Source organism: Ruegeria sp. G2, from assembly GCF_056533505.1.
Genome location: NZ_JBQFON010000001.1, coordinates 889077 through 910211 on the forward strand (window position 1 = coordinate 889077; position 21135 = coordinate 910211).

The following is a 21135-nucleotide window of genomic DNA, read 5'->3' on the forward strand; positions in this document are numbered from 1 at the left end:
TTCCCTATCAGCCCAACGGCTGTGCCTTTTCAACGATCCGCGCGAAGAAGGACGCTCCGATCGGCGCGACGTCATCATTGAAGTTGTATTTCGGATGGTGCAGCCCGGCACCCTCTCCTTGACCCATGAACAGATAAGCACCGGGTCGGGCCTGCAGCATGTAGGAAAAATCCTCTGCCCCCATCTCACGCCCAGCATTATCCTTCACACGTTCCGCACCCGACACATCCCGCGCCACTTCGGCCGCAAACGCGGCCTTTTCGGCATCATTGATGGTGGCAGGATAACCCTCTTGATACTCCAGTTTGGCCTCAACACCGTACGAGGCCGCCTGCCCTGCCACAATCTGCGCCATCCGTTCTTTGACCATTTTCTGCACTACAGGATCAAAGGTGCGGACAGTGCCGTTCAAATAAGCGGTGTCGGGAATGACATTGTTCACCGTTCCGGTGTGGATCTGCGTCACCGATACCACCAGATCGTCAAGTGCATAGTGATTTCGACTGACAATTGTCTGAATTGCCTGCGCCATCCCGCAAGCCGCCATCACCGGGTCTTTCGTTTCATGTGGCATGGCCCCGTGGCCGCCAACACCTTGAATATGAATCTCAAACGTATCCACCGCCGCCATCAAAGGCCCCGGCGTGGTTTCGAACAGACCCTCAGGCCGACCCGGAGTATTGTGGATGCCATAGACCTGAGAGATATCGAACCGATCCATAATGCCTTCTTCGACCATGACGCCCGCGCCGCCACCTTCTTCCTCGGCAGGTTGAAAGATCAGGGCAACGCGGCCTGCGAAATTCCGTGTCTCGGCAAGATAGCGCGCTGCGCCCAACAGCATGGTGGTGTGGCCGTCATGCCCGCACGCATGCATCATGCCGGGGTTCTTCGAGACGTAGTCAACGCCCGTCTCCTCGGTAATCGGCAGCGCATCCATATCGGCACGCAGACCAATGGTCGGACCCTCGCCCTGCCCATTGATGATCGCGACCATGCCTGTTTTGGCGATCCCTTCGTGCAGCTCATCCACGCCGAACTCGCGCAAACGCTCGGCTACGAATGCAGCGGTCTCATAGCATTCGAATTCCAGTTCGGGGATGGTGTGAAGGTGCTGGCGCCACTTGGCCATATCGGCGGCGTAATCGGCAATTCGGTTGACGACGGGCATCTGGGGTGGACTCCTGATCCTGACTGCGGGATGGATGCATCTGACACCGGAACGAAAGGGTTCGCAATGGCCGAAAATCCTCTGATCCACGATACCGATGCGGGTATCGAGCGTTTGCTGGAAATCATGCGTCGTCTGCGCGATCCGGAAACCGGCTGCCCTTGGGATATCGAACAGGATTTCGCCACCATCGCGCCCTATACGATTGAAGAAGCCTATGAGGTCGCCGATGCCATCGAACGCAAGGCCTATGACGAGTTGAAAGGGGAGCTGGGTGACCTGCTGTTCCAATCCGTCTTCCACGCGCAAATGGCTGAAGAGGCTGGGCATTTCACCTTTCAGGACGTAGTGCGCACCATGTCGGACAAGATGGTTGACCGCCACCCGCATGTGTTCGGTGACGAATCCCGTGACAAGTCCGCCAACCAACAAACGAAGGATTGGGAGACCATCAAAGCCGCCGAACGCGCGGGCAAAGAACAGAAAGGCGCACTGGACGGCGTCGCCGCCAACCTGCCTGCTTTGCTACGTGCGCATAAACTGCAGAAACGTGCCGCGCGTGTGGGCTTTGACTGGCCCGACGCCAGCCATGTGCTGGCAAAGATCACCGAAGAGGCCGCCGAACTGGAAGAAGCGCGCGACAGCATGGATGCCGATGCGCTAGAAGATGAATTCGGTGATCTGCTGTTCGTGATCGTCAACCTCGGCCGCCACTTAGGCATCGAACCCGAGGCTGCCCTGCGCCGCACAAACGCGAAGTTTACCCGCCGTTTCGAGAAGGTCGAAGCCCGGCTGGCTAAACGCGGAAAAACGCCCACCCAAAGCGATCTGGCCGAAATGGATGCGCTGTGGGATGAGGTGAAATTCGAGGAGCACCGCGCCAATGGCAAACTCCCGCCGGTGAATGCTCCGGCAGACACGTAATTCGGCTAGACAAGTCCCGCGACACTTGCGAGTGTCCCACCTTCACGGCCCTCGGAGACCCCAATGCCCCGCAAAATCATCATCGATACCGATCCCGGTCAGGACGACGCCGTTGCGATACTTCTCGCCCTTGCCAGCCCTGAAGAGATCGAGGTTCTGGGCATCACCGCCGTCGCCGGAAACGTTCCGCTGGAACTAACCGCCAAGAATGCACGCATCGTGTGTGAATTGGCGGGCCATACCGATATCCCCGTCTATGCCGGATGCGACCGACCGCTGAAACGCCCGCTTGTCACCGCCGAACATGTTCATGGCAAAACCGGGCTCGACGGTCCTGTTCTCCCCGATCCTGAAATGCCTCTGGCCGAAGGACACGCGGTCGATTTCATCATCGAAACCCTGCGCGCGCATGAGCCCGGCACGGTCACGCTCTGCCCGCTGGGGCCGCTGACCAACATCGCCACGGCCTTTCTGAAGGCGCCCGATATCATCGACCGGGTGCAAGAGATCGTTTTAATGGGCGGCGCCTATTTCGAAGTTGGAAATATAACTCCAGCTGCGGAATTTAACATCTATGTCGACCCGGAAGCGGCTGATATCGTGTTTAAATCCGGCATCCACATCGTGGTGATGCCGCTGGACGTGACCCATGACGCGCTGGTCACGCCTCATCGCAATGACGCCTTCCGAGCATTGGACAGCAAGGTCGGTCATGCGGTGGCAGAAATGACCGATTTCTTCGAACGCTTCGACAAAGAAAAATACGGCTCGGAAGGCGCGCCGCTGCACGACCCCTGCGTGACCGCCTATCTGATCCGACCCAATCTGTTCTCGGGCCGCCACATCAATGTTGAGATCGAAACCCAATCAGAACTGACGTTGGGCATGACCGTGGCCGATTGGTGGCGAGTCACCGACCGCGCACCAAATGCCATGTTCATAGGCGACGTGGACGCTCAGGGCTTCTTCGACCTGCTTACAGAAAGGCTTGCCCGCCTATGACTGCCGCACTCCGCCTTGCCCGTCCCGACGATCTGGATCGCCTGATGGCACTGGTCGCAGCGTTTCATTCGGAATCCGGCATCGCGCAGGATGACGAGAAACGCCGCAGCGCGCTGGCCCCTTTGCTGGATGGCATTCCGCATGGCTGCATCTATCTGATCGGGCCGGGCCGTGCGCCGCTGGGCTATGTCATCCTCACCTTCGGCTGGTCAGTCGAGTTTGGTGGCATGGACGCATTTGTGGATGAGATTTACATCCGCCCTGCTGTCCGAGGCCGCGGTATCGCAACCGAAGTGCTGCATGATCTCCCCAAAGCGCTGGCCGAAGCTGGCCTGACCGCCCTGCATCTTGAAGTCGACCGCACCAATGAGACTGCGCAGAAACTTTATCTGCGGTCAGGTTTCAAACCGCGCGAACGCTACATGCTGATGAGCAAATTGCTCTAGCGCGATTCACCCCGGAATATCACAGCGGGGTTCACCATGTCCTGAACCGGATCATCCTGCGAGACCTCCATCCCCGTGATCGGATAGGTCCCCGGCTCCGAGCAAGCGGCCAGAAGCCCAACGGAAAGCATTGAAATTACAAGAAAGATCTTTGAAGCAGACATATCGTCCCCCTTTCTGCAATACAGGCAGAATATCGGGGCTTGTTCCGCCGCAATAGGAACAAGTTCACACATAATGATTTTTATGTCGGAATATTCTAGCTTAGAGGCAATTCTTGTTGAACGTCTGTTCCATGGTTTTTAGTTGCCTTGGCACCCGCTTGGGCTGCGGCAACGCGTTGAGCTGCTCGGTTATGTTCTCGCCACTGTACCAGGAGTCGAACAAAAGGGCTTTGATGTCATCGTCCAGCACCGTATCGGCGACGTTATAAGTACACAGACATTCCTCCATAGTGATCTGCCCGCTGGGATCACCTTCCACCATCTTCTGACACACGGCTTCTGGCGGTCGATCAGCCAACACCAATTGAGGCGAGATTAACAGCGAAACTGCACCCACGATGAGTTTTAGATGGCTCATATGACGTCCTCTCCCATCGACCACCGCGTGATGGCCTATCTCACACAGATTAGACGGAACGACGACAAGACAAAGAAAAAAATAGCCCCGGCGATGACGCCGAGGCCCATTCAAGTCCAAATGTAGAGACGCAGATCAGCGTTTCAGGATAGACGAACCTGCATATTCCGCGACCTCGCCCAGCGATTCCTCAATACGGATCAACTGGTTATATTTCGCCAACCGGTCCGAGCGCGCCAGCGAGCCTGTTTTGATCTGGCCACAGTTTGTCGCGACCGCCAGATCGGCAATCGTGGCGTCTTCGGTCTCGCCCGAGCGGTGCGACATTACGTTGGTGTATCGCGCGCGGTGGGCCATATCGACGGCACGAAGGGTCTCGGTCAGCGAACCGATCTGGTTCACCTTGACCAGCATCGAGTTCGCACAGCCACGCTCGATTCCTTCGGCCAGACGCGCCGGATTGGTCACGAACAGATCGTCGCCGACAAGCTGCACCTTGTCACCGATGGCGTCGGTCAGGGCCTTCCAGCCATCCCAGTCATCTTCGGACATACCGTCTTCGATCGAGATGATCGGGTAATCGTTGACCAGTGCGGCCAGATAGGCGGCGTTTTCATCGGATGTCAGCGATATGCCCTCGCCCGCCAGCACGTACTTACCGTCCTTGAAATACTCGGTCGCGGCGCAATCCAGCGCCAGATGGATTTCCTCACCCGGCTTGAAGCCCGCTTTTTCGATGGATTTCAGAATGAAATCCAGTGCCTCACGAGTCGACGCGATGTTCGGAGCAAAGCCGCCCTCATCGCCCACACCAGTGGCCAGACCAGCCGCTGAGAGTTCTTTCTTCAACGTGTGAAATACCTCAGACCCCATGCGCACGGCCTCACGGATATTCGCGGCCGAGGTCGGCATGATCATGAATTCCTGAATGTCGATCGGGTTATCGGCGTGTTCTCCACCATTGATGATGTTCATCATCGGCACTGGCAATACGCGAGCCGAAGTACCGCCTACGTAGCGATACAGAGGCTGTGTGGTGAAATCCGCCGCCGCCTTGGCCGTCGCCAGCGAGACACCAAGAATGGCGTTCGCACCCAGACGGCCCTTGTTCTCGGTCCCGTCGAGTTCAATCATCGCCTGATCAATGGCCACCTGCTCAGTCGCATCAAAGCCCACCAGTTCTTCGGCTATCTCACCGTTAACGGCAGCGACCGCTTCCAGCACGCCCTTGCCCATATAGCGGGCCTTGTCGCCATCACGCTTTTCCACTGCCTCATAGGCACCGGTTGACGCGCCCGAGGGCACGGCAGCGCGGCCCATAGTGCCGTCTTCCAGAATCACGTCCACCTCGACCGTCGGGTTACCCCGGCTGTCCAGAATTTCGCGTGCGTGGATGTCGATGATCGTGCTCATGATATGGGTCCCGATGATGCCAACAGTTGCATGCCTCATAGCAGCACGCGGCAAAAAGTAAACCGTTTCCGTTATCGCTAACACGTATATTTTTCAGCCTTTAGGGCTAACAGTTTGCTGTTTGCGCCAACAGGTAGCGGGTGCTTAGGCCGCTGCCAGCGCCTGCGCCAGCTGGCGTTCTCGAATGAAGGTGTACAAACCTGATCCGATAATCAGACCGGCACCGGCCAGCGTCATGCTGTCAGGGCGTTCGCCGAACATCAGCATGCCGGCCATGATCGAGAACACCAACCGGGTATACCGAAACGGCGTCAGCGCCGAGGCCTCGCCGATCCGCATCGCGGTTACGATGCCATAATAGCCCAAAACGCCGAACCCGATGGCACCCAGATAAGGCCCGATCTGCGCAGGCTGCAGCGGCACGATGGGCTGTGCTGTTAACACCATCAGGGCCGCACCAGCCAGCGCTACTCCGATATAGGCCTGCAATGCGACGACCGACGAGGCTACACGAACATCCAGCCTGCGTGTGATCAGATCACGCGCTGCGATCGCGACAACCGAAACCAAAACAAACAGAGATTCTGGCTGGAAACCTTCGAGCCCGGGGCGAATGATCATCAAGACGCCGACAAAGCCAATGCCGATGGCGCTCCAACGACGCCAGCCGACCTGCTCGCCCAGAAACAGCGCAGCCCCCATCGTAACGAATAGCGGCATCGCTTGAAAAACCGCAGCGACGGTCGACAGATCGACCAATGACAAAGCGGTCACGAAGCTGAGCGCTCCAAAAGCCTCAGTCCCTGCCCGAAGCAGTGGCAGCGGTTCCCACGCGACAGGATCGAAAATGCGTTTACGTGTCACCAACGACATGATTGCAAAGACGGTTCCGCAGAACAGACCCAACACGATCATGATCTGCCCGGTCGAGACACTGACCGAAAGGTACTTGATGAACATGTCCTCAAGCGCGAAGGCTGCCATCGAGCCGATGATCAGCAAAATGCCGTTTACGTTGTTCATGCGCGTTTCCGTTGGAATTGACCGCTAACAGGCGAGTCCTTCCAGCACAAAAATCGTAACCTTCACGACGTCGCAAGCAGTATTGCGACATGTTCGATGATTTCCCGTGCGCCGACCAATCGATTTTCGTGATGAGTCAGTCTTTTTCCAGCGGTACGCCGTACAATTCCAGGCGATGGCCTTTCAGCTTATACCCAAGCTTGGCCGCAATCTTTTCTTGCAGTGCTTCAATCTCGGGGTCTACGAATTCGATAACCTCTCCTGACTGCATGTCGATCAAGTGGTCGTGGTGATCACGCTCTGCGTCCTCGTAACGCGCGCGGCCATCACCGAACTCCAACCGCTCCAATATCCCGGCCTCTTCGAACAGCTTAACGGTGCGATAGACCGTGGCGATCGAAATCCCCGAATCCTCGGCCGAGGCGCGGGCATACAGCTCTTCCACATCCGGGTGATCCTCGCTCTGCTGCAATACCTGGGCGATGGTCCGGCGTTGACCCGTCATGCGCAGGCCCTTGGCTTCGCAACGGGCGATAATCGTATCGGACATGGTGACCCCCGGAACTGTTCGAAACTCTGTCATAGTATGTCTGAGTGCCTTGCGCCACACAGGATTTACGTATCAGGCAGCGCGTCGCAAATCGGCCCAAACCGGCAAATGGTCAGACGCGATGTGCGCCGGTCGCGCATCGTGCACCCCATGCAAAGCTGCCTCAAGCCCCTGTCCCACTGCGATCCTGTCCAGCGCGCCCAATGGCTGTGCAGCCGGAAAGCTGGGCATGGGCGGCAAAAACCTCATGTCCGGGGCCAGATGATCCAGAACCGGTTGTCGCGACCATTCGTTGAAATCGCCAGCCCAGACGGTGGGCATATCCTCAAGATCGGAGTCACAGCGCTTGATATGGTTGATTTGCTGGCGTCGCGACGCGGGCAATAATCCCAGATGCATCCCCATCACCCGCAAGGGCCCGATCTGTGTATCAAATTCAACCCGCACAGCACCACGCGGCTCCAGCCCCGGCAGCTCGTGATGCCCTGTCCGGCGCACCGCAATTGTGTCTCCACGCCAGATGACGGCGTTGCCGTGCCAACCCAGACTGCCCGCACCACCCAGATCGACAATCTGCCAGCCGGCTTCGTCCAACATGAAATGCGGCAACGCGGCAGGGCGCGGTGGCAAACGTTTGTCGGCCTCCTGCAGCACAACAATATCCGCCTGCATACTCTCAATAACCTGCAATATCCGCTGCGGTTGCCGTCGGAAGTCGAGTCCCACACATTTCTGAATGTTGTAACTGGCTAGACGCAGTGTTGACTGAAGGACCATGGGATTCCGATGTTTACTCAAACACTAAGAGTGCCACGCTCAGCGCCTAGTGCAACATGAAATTCCTGCAGGAACCAGATAGATTGCTTTGGTTCAATCATCACTAATCAACTTAAAATTGCTTTTACCACAATGCGCTCCACCAAAACGCAAATATCGTGTACACGTGCATCTCTATGGGTAAAGTGCCCGTAAAGCCAAACTAAGGATCAAACGTGAATACAACATTCGCCACCCTGGTAATCGCAGACATTTCAGGGAGCACCCCATTGTACAAAGCAGTGGGCGAAGGCGAAGCGCAGCGCCTTATCCAAATGGAGCTTGATCGGCTACGTCGCGTACTTGCAACCCATGGTGGCACACAAGTTGGCCAGAAAGGGGATGATGTTCTAAGCTTTTTCCTGGATCCAAACGCAGCATTGAATGCAGCGATGGGTCTGATCGAACAGTCCCCGGAAACCTCACTGTCGGTGCATGTTGGTGTACATTGCGGGCCGATCGTCATCGCCGAAAAAGGTGTTTATGGCGAAGCGGTGAATGTGACCGCCCGTCTTGCCACAGCCGCCAACCCAGGAGAAGCCTGTGTCAGCAATGGCGTCGCGACGATGCTACAGGAAAACTTGCGCCAGATTCTCAAACCGCTTGGGCAACTCAACCTCAAAGGTTTGACAGAGCGGTTCATGGTCTATTCCTTGATGAACCCGGACATGGACCCGTTCACGCAAACCAGATTGCCACTGTCCCATGGCCGGACCGAAGATCACTGGAAGCCAGCGGAACGTTTGACCCTTTTGCTTAGCCATGGGGAGCGCTCGTGGCGCTGCCACGAGAATGGCGAGCTGGCAATTGGCCGATCACAAGATTGCGACGTCGTGCTGTCCCAACCATGGGTGTCGCGCCTGCATGCTGTCCTCAGTATCAAGGATGGCAAGCTGATCCTGTCAGACCGAAGCACATCCGGCACCTATTTGAAATCTGAGGCTGGTCGTGAAATCCAGCTCAAGCGTGAATCCGTTATGTTGGCAGACAGCGGCTGGATTTCTCCAGCGCTGCCCATTGAACAGTCCGAAACCTGCCTGCAGTTCGAGCTTTTGGGCCGCAGTCAGGTACCACAGAACGTGGCATGAACCACTTCGCTCTCGGATGGAGGGCGTGTCAGATCAACCGCATCGGACTGATCCTCGTAGGGTCGTGACAAAACGTCGTTCAAACGATGGAATGGTCCGTAATCTCCCTGAACGGCCGACTGTATCATCTGCTCAATCCGGTGGTTGCGCGGAATGAAAGCCGGGTTTGCAGAACTCAATACAACGTCAGGAGTATCTTCGCGCTGCAAACGCGCGCGCCATCCTTCAGCCCATTCGTCATACGCCGCAGGATCAGTGAACTGATCCCGCGCATGATCACCGCCCAGCGCACGAAACGTGTTGGTAAAGTCTGCCTGATTCTGCGCCATCCGCACCAGCAGGTCCGAGATCAGTTCAAGGTCTCCCTCCTCAGCTCGAACCAATCCGATCTTGGCCCGGAACCTCTTCAACCAATGCTCTTGCATCAGGTCAGGCATGGCATGGACAATTTCGGTAGCTTCTTCAACCGCAGCATCCTTCTCCTCGATTTGCTGAATCAATGAAGTCGCCAATTGCGCCAGATTCCAGACCGCAATCTCGGGCTGGTTGGAATAGGCATAACGCCCCATTCGGTCAATCGAGCTGAACACCGTATTCGGATGATAGGAATCCATAAAGGCGCAAGGTCCATAATCTATGGTTTCACCCGCGATCGAGCTGTTGTCCGTATTCATCACCCCGTGAATAAATCCAACGCTCATCCACTGGGCAATCAGTCGCGCCTGCGCATCGCGCACAGCACGCAGTAATCCCATCGGACCTTGTGCGTCCGGATAATGACGCTGAATAGCATAGTCTGTCAGCTTTCGCAGATTGTCCAACTGTCCTCGGGCGGCAAAAACCTGAAAGGTACCCACGCGTAAATGGCTCTGCGCCACGCGCGTCAGGATCGCACCGGGCATCGGACCTTCCCGTAACACGATCTCACCGGTCTCGACCGCCGCCAGGGCGCGTGTCGTCGGAATGCCCAGCGCATGCATCGCCTCAGACACGACATATTCGCGCAACACCGGCCCTAGCCAGGCGCGCCCGTCGCCCCGGCGCGAAAACGGCGTCTGGCCCGAGCCTTTCAGCTGAATATCCCGCCTGACCCCGTCTGCGCCGATGGTCTCGCCTAACAGAACTGCACGCCCATCTCCAAGCTGGGGGTTATAGGTACCGAACTGGTGCCCGGAATACAGCTGCGCCAAGGGTTCCGCACCTTCCGGAACGATATTTCCCGCAAACGCCCGCGCCATCTCTTCAGCCTCATCGGGCGTTATCCGCAATAGCTTTGCCAGATTGGTATTAAACGCGATCAAATTCGGCGCGCGGACCGGTACAGGAGCCTGCCGCGCAAAAAACCCCTCCGGCAGGCGGGCGTAACTATTGTCAAAAGGGATCATCATGGTCATGCGGCAAACATATGCGCTGGTTACACAATTGCCATAGCGGATCATGCGACGCCGTGCATAATCAGCGCAATCGAACCCGAGGCCGCCATGAACCCACAAGACATCATCAATCACCTGGATCTGCAACCGCACCCCGAAGGAGGTTGGTTCAAAGAAACCTGGCGGGCCGACAATTCCGGCCGTGCCACCGGTACCTGCATCTACTTTCTGCTGACCGAAGATCAAAGCAGCCATTGGCACAAAGTCGACGCGACCGAGATCTGGCTCTACCATTCAGGCGCACCGTTGACCTTGTCGATCAGCGCAACCGATGCGGGTCCGGCAATCGCTTACACGCTCACCCCGGACTTGGCCAACGGCGCACCCCAGCTGATTGTTCCCAAGGGGTATTGGCAAGCAGCGCGCAGCACCGGAGCTTACACATTGGTCAGTTGCACGGTATCCCCAGGCTTTGAGTTTGAAGGTTTCGAGCTCGCAGAACCCGACTTCGATATTCCCGCAAAATAATAATCACTGGACCCACAGGATTACATCCCAAAGGTATCCGCTTCTTTATCTGGCTCAAAATATCCCGGGGGAGGAAGCGCAGCGACCGGGGGCAGAACCCCCTACCCGCCAACCACCTCACCCCGCGCTGGCGACGACACGACGCCGCCTCCAACCAATGCACTAACCCCGGTTGTACCCGGACCAGATGTCGGTAAGCCCCGCGCTACCCGAACCGCAAGATAGGCAAATGCTTGGGCTTCAAGCATATCGCCGTCCAGACCAACCGCCTCAACCGGCCCTACTGGGCAATCCAGCGATACGCGCAGCATTTCCATCAACACCGGGTTCTTGCGGCCACCCCCCGTCACCAGAATGCGCGAAGGTGGCTTGGGGCAATGCTCCATTCCCTGCACAACACCTGCTGCACTCATGCCCGTCAACGTGGCGACCGCATCTGCATCGTTCAGTTCTTTCACCAGATCGATCATTTCCGAGAAGTCATTCCGATCCAGCGACTTGGGTGGCATACGATTAAAGAAAGGTTCGGCCAGAAACAGCTCCAGCGCACCGGTTTCGACCGTCCCACCACGCGCCAGCTCGCCATCCTGGTCCATCGGCAGGCCCAATCGCGCCTGCATCAGGTCATCTATCGGCGCATTGGCTGGCCCGGTATCGAAAGCCAGCAACGCCCCAGGTGCTTCGGGTCCATCAAATGACGGATCGACATAAGTCAGGTTTCCCACACCTCCGAGGTTGAGGAAACACATCGGCTCTTGCGCCCCAATCCACTTGGCGCAGGCAAAGTGAAAGAACGGTGCCAACGGTGCCCCTTCACCGCCCAGCGCCACATCGTCGCTGCGAAAGTCCCAAACCACTGGTAATCCAAGGGCCTGCGACAGGCCCAAACCGTCACCCACCTGCAAAGTCCCACGCCCACGTGGTTCATGCGCCAGCGTTTGGCCGTGGAAGCCGATCAGGTCAACTTCTTCGAATTCAGACAGAACCTCGGCATGCGCGCGAGTTACCAATTCCGCTGCAGTATCGACTTTGGAGCCATGCCACTGCCCGAGCGCTGAGCGCAAGGCCTCACGCTCTTCCTCTGAATACGCCCGGTAGGCAATTGGTCCAAAATCAAAAATTTCCTGCCCATCGGTTTCGATCACTGCCGCGTCGACACCGTCCAGAGAGGTTCCTGACATGGCACCTAACGATCTGATCGCTCCCGATTTGCTGATGACCCTGCCCACATCGACCTCATTGTTCCGTTCAAACACCCGTTCGCCGGGTTCTGGGCACAACCTGCACGGTAACGCCAAGCCAAGGCAAGACACATCAGGCGCGAGCGGCACTTTTCTTGGAAATGGTGCCTTTTCCTTGCCTCTGACGCCGCCTATACAGTGCTCCGCAGTAGTAACCCCGAGGGCACGATATGACCTACCACCCCAAATCGGATTTCATCGCCACGATGATCGAGCGCGGCTTTCTCGCCGACTGCACCGATTATCAGGGCCTTGACGACGCGCTGATCTCTGGGGTGCAGACGGCATATATCGGCTATGACGCCACGGCGCAGTCTCTGCATGTGGGTCACTTGATGAACATCATGGTGTTGCGCTGGCTGCAAAAGACCGGTCACAAACCGATCACCCTGATGGGCGGCGGCACTACGAAAGTGGGTGATCCGTCATTCCGCTCGGACGAACGCCCATTGCTGGGCCCCGAACAGATCGACGCCAACATCGCGGGCATGAAACAGGTGTTCTCGAAATACCTGTCCTATGATGACAGCGAGACCGGCGCGCTGATGCTGAACAATGCCGAATGGCTGGACAGCCTGAACTACCTCGATTTCCTGCGCGATATCGGGCGGCATTTCTCGGTCAATCGGATGCTGAGCTTTGAATCCGTGAAATCGCGGCTGGATCGCGAGCAATCGCTGTCGTTCCTCGAATTCAACTACATGATCCTGCAGGCCTATGATTTTCTCGAATTGAACCGCCGGTACAACTGCGTTTTGCAGATGGGCGGCTCGGACCAGTGGGGCAACATCGTGAACGGTATCGACTTGACCCGCCGCGTCCTGGATCACGAAATCTATGGCCTGACCACGCCTCTGCTGACCACAAGCGATGGCCGTAAAATGGGCAAGTCGCAGGGCGGCGCCGTGTGGCTAAACGGCGATATGCTGTCGCCCTACGAATTCTGGCAGTTCTGGCGCAACACCACCGACGCTGATGTGGGCCGGTTCCTGAAAATCTTTACCGAGCTTCCGGTAGACGAATGCGACCGCATGGGCGCGCTCGCGGGATCCGAGATCAACGAGTCAAAAGTGCGCCTTGCAAACGAAGTCACCACCCTGCTGCACGGTGCCGAAGCTGCGGCAACGGCCGAGGCAACCGCGCGCGAAGTGTTCGAAAAAGGCGGCGTTGGCGGAGACCTCCCGACCCTGACCCTCAGCGCTTCGGAACTGGGTGACGGCATGTCCATCGTTCAGTTGATCGTCAAATCCGGCCTCGCCAAATCCGGTAAAGAGGCCAAGCGCCTGATCGCTGAAAACGGCGCCAAGCTGGACGATGCCCCGCTGACTGACGCAGGCCTGTTAATCGACGCAGGCGCACTGTCATCGCCCATCAAATTGAGCGCAGGCAAGAAACGCCATGCGCTGGTGAAACTTGGTTAATCCAGTCAAAGAACTGCTATCAAGCATTTGTGCTTTGGAGAAAATGTTGCAGATCGAGTAACTCGATCTGCAATTTTTTTTGCATTCACTCGACGGGGATTGCCTTGAGCCCGAAAGAGAAGATCAATTGTCAGAAAATGGTATCAGCCGGTGCCATTTCTGGTCGTTCAGCTCTTGTTTGTGAACTGCGTTGCCCGAAATAGTTTCAAAGTCTACCATGAGTATTGACGCTCGAAATTAGGGATATTGTGATTGTGTCTGTTCAGACAGGTTACCTGCTAATCGCCGATATCACCGGTTACACAGGATACTTGACCCGGTCTGAGTTGGAGCATGCCAACCCAATCATCCATTCTTTGCTTGAGGCAATTGTGATGGAACTGAAAGACCCGATGAAGTTGCGAGGCCTCGAGGGTGACGCCGTTCTCGCTTATTCGAGTGGACCGTTCCCTTCAGGTGAAACTTTCCTCAACATATGTGAAAGCCTTTATCGGGCGTTTGCCGAACGCCGCCGGAACATTGTGCAGAACACGACTTGTCCCTGCAATGCATGTCGCAACGTTGCTGATCTCGATCTGAAGATCCTTGCGCATCACGGGAAATTTGAAGAGCTTTCGATTGGCCCGATGAAAGATATTTCCGGTGCTGACGTCATACTCGTGCATCGGATGGCAAAAACAGATGTGAAAGAGGATACAGGTATCCTCAGCTACGCGCTGTTCTCAGAAGACGCGTTCCAGGCAATGGGCATCGAGTCTGATCTCATGCAATACAGCGCTCAGTTCGAGCACTTTGGCGACGTACCCATGCAGGTCTACGACCTTGCTGCAGCCTGGCAACGATACCGTGAAGTCGCCGGACCTGTCCGCGTTACAGACGAAGAAGCAGTATTCACAACTCGGCACATGCTGAACGCACCCCCGGGAGTGGCTTGGGAAATGCTTACAGATCCCCGGCTCAAGATGCGCTGGATGATGTTGAAGGACGCCTATCGCGAAGGAGATGCATCGCGCACATCGGTCGGCGTTCGGTTGCACTGCATTCATGAAGCCGCACATTTTCAGATGTTGATCGTCGACTGGCAGCCATTCGAATATGTAACCGACATTCTGCACAACTCCTCCATCGAAGGTCTTACGAATATTGAGACTTATGAATTGGTCCCGATTGAAGAAGGCACCGAAATTGTATTTCGTATGGGCCGACTAACAGACTCTGACGGAAAACACCATCCGGCGGAGGAAGCTGCGGTGATCGAATTATTCGAGAGTTTTTATCCGGTGGCTTTTGGCATTCTCGATGAGATGGCGCTGGAGTTTAATCAAAAGAAACAAGAGTGATAACGCTGAATCTTTGACGGCATCTACGCACCTAAATGGGCTGAGAATACCGTACCATCATCGAACAAGATGCTATCTTTGCAAACAGGGTTGTTCACCTAGAGCCAGATTATTCCGGTTGCCCGCAAGGTGGCAGATGCGGGCCTGATGATCACCGCAGAGGTGCCGCCAACGCCGATCATACAAAGTGCAGAAAAAAGTGGAACGCTGGTGAAACTGGGTTGATCTAGGTAAACGGCCACCTTTGGGCTTCCACAGATTAGCAGCTGGTATTTCAGATTGAACAATTCAATCTGAAATATATTAGCGCCCGGCTGGCAGAGGTGCGCTTTGAGTTCTAACTGGGCAATTCCTCGCGTCTAAGTCCACTAAAGGTGAATGACGTTCAATCGATGCGATTACCGCGTCTATGCAATTCAAGTTCATCGATCCGAGCCTCGATCAGATTCAGCATTTTAAGATACTCGATGCTCTCGACATCTTTGTAGGTATTCTCAAATTCTTCTTCGGACATGATCTGGGGAATATCTTCGAATCCTATGATGACATCATTTTCCGACCGGATCCCATGTATGAGTTCAGCCCAATCAGGGGCTGGTGTAGACATAAATTTGTTCGACATCCGAATTCCAGAATTGTTCGCCGCCAAGTCAGTGAAGTCGAAACCTCCGGACTTAACGGTGTCGTAGAGTTCCTTGAATTCTCCTACTGATACGGCAAAGCCACGGTTGCTTGCAGCTTGCAACGCGGCGGCAGTTGTGAAGTGTCGGCGACTGTCAATGCGTCCATTCAGAGTCAATTCACCACAATCAGCTTTCCAGTTATTGTCCTCAGCAAATTCACTTCCGACCATACCACCAACAATCAAGGTAAAATCTTTCGCGCCACAAATCAGTGTAAGGGCAATAATCGAGGACGTGTAAGCGTTCGCCACACCCTCGAATTGGCTTCCTTCGTGAGCGGCCTCTAGCATAAACAGCAAGTAGGGGAGGTAACTTCCACTTGTCGGCAGTTCGCCGAGATCCATTGCTGAACGAAACTTCAAATAATAGCGGTCAATGTCTCCTGAGTCGGGCATGTCGGAACCACGCAAGCTCCCAAAAATCCCTCGCATTAGTCCGTTACTACCCATTTCGTTCATCGTCAGACGGAAGGCCACGTTGCCATCATGAATATGCATGCTATCCGCGACGTTCAGAACGATATCACCGAACTGCTCTCCCACAATTACATTACCGCCTATTCGCGCGACGCTAATTGCGAGACTTGGAGGGACTGTGACGGGCCCTAGTTGAACGCTTGAAAGCACAAATCGGCCTTCAAATTCAGGTACAGATGCACGCAGGTTCATCCATTTGTTAGTGTACGGAACCGGGACTGAGGCAATTCCATAAACGCTCTTACCATCAACACTGAGTTCGCCGCGAAATCCGGGAACGAAGCGCCCTCCTAGCTTTAAGACACTATTGAGTTGATCCTCGTTCGTAGTGAATGAAGCCGTTTCTGATAACTTTGGCTGAATAGCGGACCTCAGGCCTCGTACGAATTCACGCGCTTCTGTCACATCTTTAGGAGAAGGTGGTGCTCCTGCTTCGACTAGTGGAGCGTCCTCGACGACGACCAGGACAAACACAATCAAAGCCATCAACACTGCGGCAAATGAAATTATCGATATCTTTAGAAACCTGCGCAACATGCATAATCCACTCGGCCAACAACACTATTTAAGTATGCAAGCCCTCAAAAAAGAAATCATCTGAAATCGATGAACGCCAACCTGTGAAACGAATTTGGATAATGCAGCCCAAGCATCGGAAAATGCCAATGCTTAATTGGTCATGAGACTGTCAAACCTGAGACAACAATACCAACATCAATAACCTTCTTCGGATTGCCGCATTATTGACGACTCCCGGCGTCGTATTTCGCAACAGACTTTCGCATTCCTGCATGTGAGCCCCACCCTTTCCGTTCCATTCTGAACCGGAAGGAGGCACCATATGACCAGAACTGCCACTGCCACACGTACCGGAGGGCGCTCTGCCCGTCGCGCCATCCGCACCGCTCCAAACTTCGAGATGTTGCCGGGTCTGACCCGCGGCATTCCGTTATGTGAAGTGATGGATGGCGCACAGGTTGAACGCATCGATGCGGCCTCGATGGATATTCTGGAAAACGTGGGCGTTCAGTTCCGCGACCCCATCGCGCTGGAAGACTGGAAGAAGGCCGGTGCAAAAGTTGACGGTGAGCTGGTCTTTCTGGATCGCGGTCTGGTGCGCGAGTTAATCGCTACCATCCCGTCAGACTTCACCTACCACGCGCGTGATCCAAAAAAGAACGTGCGGCTGGGCGGCAAACACTCGATCTTTGTGCCGATGACCGGCGCGCCGTTCCTGCGCGATCTGGACGATGTGCGCCGCAACCCGACGCTGGACGATCTGGCGATGTTCCACAAGCTCAGCCACATGTTACCCGCTCTTCATTCGTCGGCCCATCATATCGTCGAACCCTATGACCACCCGATCAGCCAGCGACATCTGCGGATCACTTATTCGTCGATGAAACACTCGGACAAGACCTTCATGGGCATGACCACCAGTCCCAAGAATGCCGAAGATGTCATGGAGATGTGCGCCATCCTGTTTGGCGAGGATTTCCTTGAGGATCACCCTGTCACCACCGGCAACTGCAATGGCAACTCACCGCTGGTCTGGGATGAAACCATGTTGGGCGCGATGCGGGCCTTCTGTCGCCGTAAGCAGCCCGTGCTGTGCTCGCCCTTCGTTCTAGGCGGGGCAAACACGCCTGCTAGTGTACCCGCCACCGTGGCGCAGCTGAACGCCGAAGCACTCAGCGCGTTGGCCTATACGCAGGTGATCCGCAAAGGCGCACCTGCGGTTTACGGGCATTACCTGTCGACTGTCTCGATGAAATCTGGTGCACCGATGGCCGGCACGCCTGAGATCAGCCTGATGAACTTCATGATCGGACAGATGGCCCGGTACTATGACGTACCATGGCGCACCTCGAACACGCTGGGCGGGGCAAAAACCTTTGACGCGCAGGCAGGCTATGAATCCGCAACCACTCTGCAGGCGGTGATCCATTCCGGCGCCAACTACATTTGGCATTCGGCCGGTTGGAATGAGGCCGGGATGCACTGCTCGACCGCGAAGTTCATCGTCGACGCGGAACAATGCGCCATGGCCTATCGCATGGCCGAGGGTCCAAAATGGCACGATTTCGATCAGGCGGTTTCCGCCGTTGTTGATATCGGCCCCGGCGGGCACTATCTGGGGCACCCCCACACGCAGGACAATTTCCAAAGCGCGTTCTTCATGCCCGACATGTTCGACAATAATTCGATCGAGCAATGGCAGGCTGAGGGATGTGTCGAAATCACCGAACGCGCCCTCAAGCACGCCCGCAAGCTGTTGGCTGAGTACCAAGAACCGACGCTCGAAATCGCAAAGAACGAAGAGCTGCTGGACTACATCGCACGACGTGAACGAGAAATTCCGGCAGCCGATGAGTTGAATCAAACATACTGAGATACACTCCCCTGAAACTCACCCGCCCGAACTATTGGGCGGGTCTTTTCCATTCAGAGACATCGGGAAACACAAAACGTGAGAATTGCTGAAATCCACATCTACGGCCATGATCTACCGGTGAAAAATGGCCCATACACCATGGCCCGCGCCCAGGTCTGGGCTCTGGATACAACTCTGGTCAAACTGGTTGCTGATAACGGTCTAGTCGGATGGGGCGAGACCTGTCCGGTCGGTCCCACCTATGCCGAAGCACATGCGGCAGGCGCACGGGCCGCGCTAGCGCAGATGGCACCAGATCTGCTGGGCGCTGAGGTCTCGCCGCTTGGCTTGCATCGCCAAATGGACAGCCTGTTGAACGGTCATAACTACGCCAAAGCGGCAATTGATATCGCGGCGCATGATCTGTTGGGCAAACACTATGGTGTAAGTGTATCGACACTGCTGGGAGGTGCTGTAACCGACAAAGTGCCCTCGTATTACGCAACAGGCGTCGGCGCACCGGATGACATCGCCCGGTTGGCTGCGGATAAGCAGTCCGAAGGCTATCCTCGCCTGCAGATCAAGGTCGGCGGTCGCCCGGTAGAGCTGGATATCGAAACCATCCGCAAAGTTTGGGAGGTGATCGGTGGCTCTGGCATGCGCCTTGCCGTGGATGGCAACCGTGGCTGGACCACCCGAGATGCGCTGCGTGTGAGCCGCGAATGTCCCGACATTCCCTTCATCATGGAGCAGCCCTGCAACACAATCGAAGATCTGCAGAAAATCCGGCCACAGGTAACTCACGCGATCTACATGGATGAAAACAGCACCAGTCTGAACACCGTCATTACGGCGGCGGGCACCGGGCTGGTCGATGGGTTCGGCATGAAAGTCACCCGTATAGGCGGCCTGCACCATATGCGTGCCTTTCGCGATCTATGCGAGGCCCGCAACCTGCCCCATACCTGTGACGATAGCTGGGGCGGCGACATTATCGCGGCGGCCTGCGCCCATATCGGTGCTACGGTGAAGACCGAATTGCTCGAAGGTGTATGGCTCGCTGCACCCTATATCGAAGGCAACTATGATCCCGAAAACGGCATCCGGATTGAGGGCGGCCATATTCGCGTCCCGACCGCACCGGGGCTTGGCGTATCACCTGACGAAAGCCGATTTGGCGCGCCAGTCGCATCGTTCTGATTGGGGGCAAACATGGATTTCAATGGAAAAACAGCCCTGGTGACCGGTGCCGCCGGGGGTATCGGAACCTCTCTCGTGCAGCGCCTGCGCGCAGCAGGTGCGCAAGTGGCGGTGGCAGACCGCTCGCTGGAGGGGATCGAAGCAGAAGCGCATCTGCCCGGCGATCTGTTGGATCCGGCCCATGCCGACGGGCTACCCGCGAAGGCCGCACAGGCCCTGGGCGGTCTTGATATTGTGGTCAACAATGCGGGCGTCATTACGCGCGGAGCGGTGACCGAGACTTCGGATGAGGATTGGGCCCTATCGCTGGGTGTGAATGTCGAGGCGCCGTTCCGCATCTGCCGGGCCGCCATTCCAATCATGGCCGCGGCAGGTGGCGGAGCAATCGTGAACACCGCGTCCTGCTGGGGCCTCCGACCCGGCCCGGATCATGCGGTCTACTGCATGACCAAAGCGGCCATTGCCAGTCTCACACAATGCATGGGGCAGGATCACGCGCATCAGGGCATCCGCATAAACGCCGTTTGCCCGAATGAAGTGAACACACCGATGCTGCGCTCGGGCTTTGCCAAACGCGGGTTCGATCCCGATAGTGCAGTTGCCGAGCTTGGGAAATCAGTGCCGTTGGGCCGGATTGCCGAACCCGAGGATATCGCGGACGTGATCCTGTTTCTGGCCTCGGACGCCGCGCGGTATATGTGCGGTGCGTTGGTTGAAGTGAACGGAGGCAAGCCGGTGCAATGAACAGATTTGTCGGAAAAACTGCGCTGGTCACTGGCGGACGCAGCGGCATCGGGCGCGCCATCGCCCAGCGTCTGCGCGACGAAGGGGCCGATGTCTACACCGCTCAACGTGGGCAAGACAACGACTTCCCCTCCTTCCATGCGGATTATTCAGACCCCGATAGCCCCGCACAGATCATCGAGCAGGTCATTGCTCAAGCGGGTCGGCTGGATGTGCTGGTCAACAACGCGGGCATGATGCAGGAAGCATCGGTCGACGAACTGTCTCTGGCTGATTGGCAACGCAACATCATGGTCAACCTGACCGCCCCGTTCTTGCTGATTAATGCCGCTCTACCTCACCTGCGCAAGACCAAGGGGAGCATCGTCAATATCGGCTCGATTGAGGGGTTTGGCAGCAATCCCGGTCATACCGCCTATTGCGCCTCAAAAGCCGGGCTGCACGGGCTGACCCGCGCGGTTGCCGTCGACCATGGCGCAGAGGGCATCCGCTGCAATGCGGTTGCTCCGGGCTGGATCGACACCGATCTCAACCTCGATTTCATCGACAGCATGGACGACCCCGCCGCGTTCCGCCGGGATATCGCCCGTATTCATCCCGTAGGCCGCACTGGTGACCCCAAAGAAGTCGCCGCACTGGTCGCGTTTCTGGCTGCTGATGAGGCCGGGTTTGTCACCGGCCAGATTTACACCGTCGATGGCGGGCGGATGGCAAAGCTTAGCCTGCCCTGACCAGCAGGC

General features: G+C 56.4%; 21 protein-coding genes. 11 read left to right on the top strand and 10 right to left on the bottom strand.

Annotated features, from left to right (window positions below; genetic code table 11):
• Positions 1 to 7: 7 nt before the first annotated feature.
• Positions 8 to 1171 (bottom strand): M20 aminoacylase family protein, encoded by a 1164-nt coding sequence (locus ACR0DU_RS04390; protein WP_170781659.1) that lies wholly within the window; start codon positions 1169 to 1171, stop codon positions 8 to 10.
• A gap of 66 nt (positions 1172 to 1237) precedes the next feature.
• Here ACR0DU_RS04390 and mazG point away from each other — a divergent pair, with 66 nt between their 5' ends.
• The 3 genes from mazG to ACR0DU_RS04405 all read left to right on the top strand — a co-directional run bounded on the left by mazG (position 1238) and on the right by ACR0DU_RS04405 (position 3543).
• Entirely contained in the window at positions 1238 to 2095 is an 858-nt protein-coding gene (gene mazG / locus ACR0DU_RS04395) for a nucleoside triphosphate pyrophosphohydrolase (protein WP_170781739.1), read from the top strand.
• Positions 2096 to 2158: 63 nt separating this feature from the next.
• Positions 2159 to 3097, top strand: a complete 939-nt coding sequence (locus tag ACR0DU_RS04400) for a nucleoside hydrolase (protein ID WP_170781658.1) — start codon at positions 2159 to 2161, stop codon at positions 3095 to 3097.
• The gene (locus ACR0DU_RS04405) at positions 3094 to 3543 is read left to right on the top strand and encodes a GNAT family N-acetyltransferase (RefSeq protein WP_480872678.1); all 450 of its coding nucleotides are present in this window, start codon (positions 3094 to 3096) and stop codon (positions 3541 to 3543) included. The genes ACR0DU_RS04400 and ACR0DU_RS04405 overlap by 4 nt, the downstream gene beginning before the upstream one ends.
• On the opposite strand, the gene ACR0DU_RS04410 is transcribed toward ACR0DU_RS04405, so the two are convergent.
• From ACR0DU_RS04410 to ACR0DU_RS04435, 6 genes are all read right to left on the bottom strand, one after another.
• Positions 3540 to 3707: a hypothetical protein gene (locus tag ACR0DU_RS04410; RefSeq protein WP_010440483.1), complete on the bottom strand. Its 168-nt coding sequence runs from the start codon at positions 3705 to 3707 to the stop codon at positions 3540 to 3542. The two genes, ACR0DU_RS04405 and ACR0DU_RS04410, sit on opposite strands and share 4 nt — an antisense overlap.
• A gap of 100 nt (positions 3708 to 3807) precedes the next feature.
• Positions 3808 to 4125, bottom strand: coding sequence for a hypothetical protein (locus ACR0DU_RS04415; RefSeq protein ID WP_480872679.1), 318 nt, complete (start codon positions 4123 to 4125; stop codon positions 3808 to 3810).
• Positions 4126 to 4260: 135 nt separating this feature from the next.
• Entirely contained in the window at positions 4261 to 5538 is a 1278-nt protein-coding gene (gene eno / locus ACR0DU_RS04420) for a phosphopyruvate hydratase (protein ID WP_480872755.1), read from the bottom strand.
• A gap of 144 nt (positions 5539 to 5682) precedes the next feature.
• Positions 5683 to 6561, bottom strand: coding sequence for a DMT family transporter (locus ACR0DU_RS04425; protein ID WP_480872681.1), 879 nt, complete (start codon positions 6559 to 6561; stop codon positions 5683 to 5685).
• A 136-nt stretch (positions 6562 to 6697) separates the two neighbouring features.
• Positions 6698 to 7111: a Fur family transcriptional regulator gene (locus ACR0DU_RS04430; RefSeq protein WP_010440496.1), complete on the bottom strand. Its 414-nt coding sequence runs from the start codon at positions 7109 to 7111 to the stop codon at positions 6698 to 6700.
• Between the two features lie 72 nt (positions 7112 to 7183).
• Positions 7184 to 7888, bottom strand: a complete 705-nt coding sequence (locus ACR0DU_RS04435) for an endonuclease/exonuclease/phosphatase family protein (RefSeq protein ID WP_480872683.1) — start codon at positions 7886 to 7888, stop codon at positions 7184 to 7186.
• Positions 7889 to 8103: 215 nt separating this feature from the next.
• On the opposite strand from ACR0DU_RS04435, the gene ACR0DU_RS04440 reads away from it, so the two are divergent.
• Positions 8104 to 9015: an adenylate/guanylate cyclase domain-containing protein gene (locus tag ACR0DU_RS04440; RefSeq protein WP_083829000.1), complete on the top strand. Its 912-nt coding sequence runs from the start codon at positions 8104 to 8106 to the stop codon at positions 9013 to 9015.
• Here the strand turns inward: ACR0DU_RS04440 and ACR0DU_RS04445 are convergent.
• Positions 8991 to 10409: a protein adenylyltransferase SelO gene (locus ACR0DU_RS04445; protein WP_480872685.1), complete on the bottom strand. Its 1419-nt coding sequence runs from the start codon at positions 10407 to 10409 to the stop codon at positions 8991 to 8993. The two genes, ACR0DU_RS04440 and ACR0DU_RS04445, sit on opposite strands and share 25 nt — an antisense overlap.
• Positions 10410 to 10496: 87 nt before the next feature.
• Here ACR0DU_RS04445 and ACR0DU_RS04450 point away from each other — a divergent pair, with 87 nt between their 5' ends.
• The gene (locus tag ACR0DU_RS04450; RefSeq protein ID WP_010440502.1) at positions 10497 to 10916 is read left to right on the top strand and encodes a cupin domain-containing protein; all 420 of its coding nucleotides are present in this window, start codon (positions 10497 to 10499) and stop codon (positions 10914 to 10916) included.
• A gap of 101 nt (positions 10917 to 11017) precedes the next feature.
• On the opposite strand, the gene ACR0DU_RS04455 is transcribed toward ACR0DU_RS04450, so the two are convergent.
• Positions 11018 to 12097 (bottom strand): anhydro-N-acetylmuramic acid kinase, encoded by a 1080-nt coding sequence (locus ACR0DU_RS04455; RefSeq protein WP_480872687.1) that lies wholly within the window; start codon positions 12095 to 12097, stop codon positions 11018 to 11020.
• Positions 12098 to 12327: 230 nt separating this feature from the next.
• Here ACR0DU_RS04455 and tyrS point away from each other — a divergent pair, with 230 nt between their 5' ends.
• Together tyrS and ACR0DU_RS04465 are read left to right on the top strand one after the other, a co-directional pair.
• Positions 12328 to 13578, top strand: coding sequence for a tyrosine--tRNA ligase (tyrS, locus tag ACR0DU_RS04460; RefSeq protein ID WP_480872688.1), 1251 nt, complete (start codon positions 12328 to 12330; stop codon positions 13576 to 13578).
• A 254-nt stretch (positions 13579 to 13832) separates the two neighbouring features.
• Positions 13833 to 14918 carry a DUF2652 domain-containing protein gene (locus ACR0DU_RS04465; RefSeq protein WP_480455066.1) on the top strand — a complete coding sequence of 362 codons (1086 nt, stop codon included), beginning with the start codon at positions 13833 to 13835 and terminating at the stop codon, positions 14916 to 14918.
• Positions 14919 to 15303: 385 nt separating this feature from the next.
• On the opposite strand, the gene ACR0DU_RS04470 is transcribed toward ACR0DU_RS04465, so the two are convergent.
• On the bottom strand, positions 15304 to 16614 hold the full coding sequence (locus ACR0DU_RS04470) for a YfiM family lipoprotein (protein WP_480872690.1): 1311 nt from the start codon (positions 16612 to 16614) through the stop codon (positions 15304 to 15306).
• A 304-nt stretch (positions 16615 to 16918) separates the two neighbouring features.
• Here ACR0DU_RS04470 and ACR0DU_RS04475 point away from each other — a divergent pair, with 304 nt between their 5' ends.
• The 4 genes from ACR0DU_RS04475 to ACR0DU_RS04490 all read left to right on the top strand — a co-directional run bounded on the left by ACR0DU_RS04475 (position 16919) and on the right by ACR0DU_RS04490 (position 21126).
• Positions 16919 to 18469 (top strand): trimethylamine methyltransferase family protein, encoded by a 1551-nt coding sequence (locus ACR0DU_RS04475; protein ID WP_480872692.1) that lies wholly within the window; start codon positions 16919 to 16921, stop codon positions 18467 to 18469.
• A gap of 78 nt (positions 18470 to 18547) precedes the next feature.
• Entirely contained in the window at positions 18548 to 19651 is a 1104-nt protein-coding gene (locus tag ACR0DU_RS04480) for a mandelate racemase/muconate lactonizing enzyme family protein (protein WP_480872693.1), read from the top strand.
• 12 nt (positions 19652 to 19663) lie between these two features.
• Positions 19664 to 20395: an SDR family NAD(P)-dependent oxidoreductase gene (locus ACR0DU_RS04485; RefSeq protein ID WP_480872695.1), complete on the top strand. Its 732-nt coding sequence runs from the start codon at positions 19664 to 19666 to the stop codon at positions 20393 to 20395.
• Positions 20392 to 21126: an SDR family NAD(P)-dependent oxidoreductase gene (locus ACR0DU_RS04490; RefSeq protein WP_480872696.1), complete on the top strand. Its 735-nt coding sequence runs from the start codon at positions 20392 to 20394 to the stop codon at positions 21124 to 21126. Before ACR0DU_RS04485 ends, ACR0DU_RS04490 begins: the two co-directional genes overlap by 4 nt.
• Positions 21127 to 21135 lie beyond the last annotated feature (9 nt).

Coding starts and splice junctions, on each gene's coding strand:
- ACR0DU_RS04485 (WP_480872695.1), top strand. CDS start 19,664: ATGGATTTCAATGGAAAAACAGCCCTGGTGACCGGTGCCGCCGGGGGT.
- mazG (WP_170781739.1), top strand. CDS start 1,238: ATGGCCGAAAATCCTCTGATCCACGATACCGATGCGGGTATCGAGCGT.
- ACR0DU_RS04415 (WP_480872679.1), bottom strand. CDS start 4,125: ATGAGCCATCTAAAACTCATCGTGGGTGCAGTTTCGCTGTTAATCTCG.
- ACR0DU_RS04410 (WP_010440483.1), bottom strand. CDS start 3,707: ATGTCTGCTTCAAAGATCTTTCTTGTAATTTCAATGCTTTCCGTTGGG.
- ACR0DU_RS04430 (WP_010440496.1), bottom strand. CDS start 7,111: ATGTCCGATACGATTATCGCCCGTTGCGAAGCCAAGGGCCTGCGCATG.
- ACR0DU_RS04390 (WP_170781659.1), bottom strand. CDS start 1,171: ATGCCCGTCGTCAACCGAATTGCCGATTACGCCGCCGATATGGCCAAG.
- ACR0DU_RS04450 (WP_010440502.1), top strand. CDS start 10,497: ATGAACCCACAAGACATCATCAATCACCTGGATCTGCAACCGCACCCC.
- ACR0DU_RS04435 (WP_480872683.1), bottom strand. CDS start 7,888: ATGGTCCTTCAGTCAACACTGCGTCTAGCCAGTTACAACATTCAGAAA.
- tyrS (WP_480872688.1), top strand. CDS start 12,328: ATGACCTACCACCCCAAATCGGATTTCATCGCCACGATGATCGAGCGC.
- ACR0DU_RS04470 (WP_480872690.1), bottom strand. CDS start 16,614: ATGTTGCGCAGGTTTCTAAAGATATCGATAATTTCATTTGCCGCAGTG.
- ACR0DU_RS04445 (WP_480872685.1), bottom strand. CDS start 10,409: ATGACCATGATGATCCCTTTTGACAATAGTTACGCCCGCCTGCCGGAG.
- ACR0DU_RS04455 (WP_480872687.1), bottom strand. CDS start 12,097: ATGTCAGGAACCTCTCTGGACGGTGTCGACGCGGCAGTGATCGAAACC.
- ACR0DU_RS04475 (WP_480872692.1), top strand. CDS start 16,919: ATGACCAGAACTGCCACTGCCACACGTACCGGAGGGCGCTCTGCCCGT.
- ACR0DU_RS04490 (WP_480872696.1), top strand. CDS start 20,392: ATGAACAGATTTGTCGGAAAAACTGCGCTGGTCACTGGCGGACGCAGC.
- ACR0DU_RS04400 (WP_170781658.1), top strand. CDS start 2,159: ATGCCCCGCAAAATCATCATCGATACCGATCCCGGTCAGGACGACGCC.
- ACR0DU_RS04405 (WP_480872678.1), top strand. CDS start 3,094: ATGACTGCCGCACTCCGCCTTGCCCGTCCCGACGATCTGGATCGCCTG.
- ACR0DU_RS04425 (WP_480872681.1), bottom strand. CDS start 6,561: ATGAACAACGTAAACGGCATTTTGCTGATCATCGGCTCGATGGCAGCC.
- eno (WP_480872755.1), bottom strand. CDS start 5,538: ATGAGCACGATCATCGACATCCACGCACGCGAAATTCTGGACAGCCGG.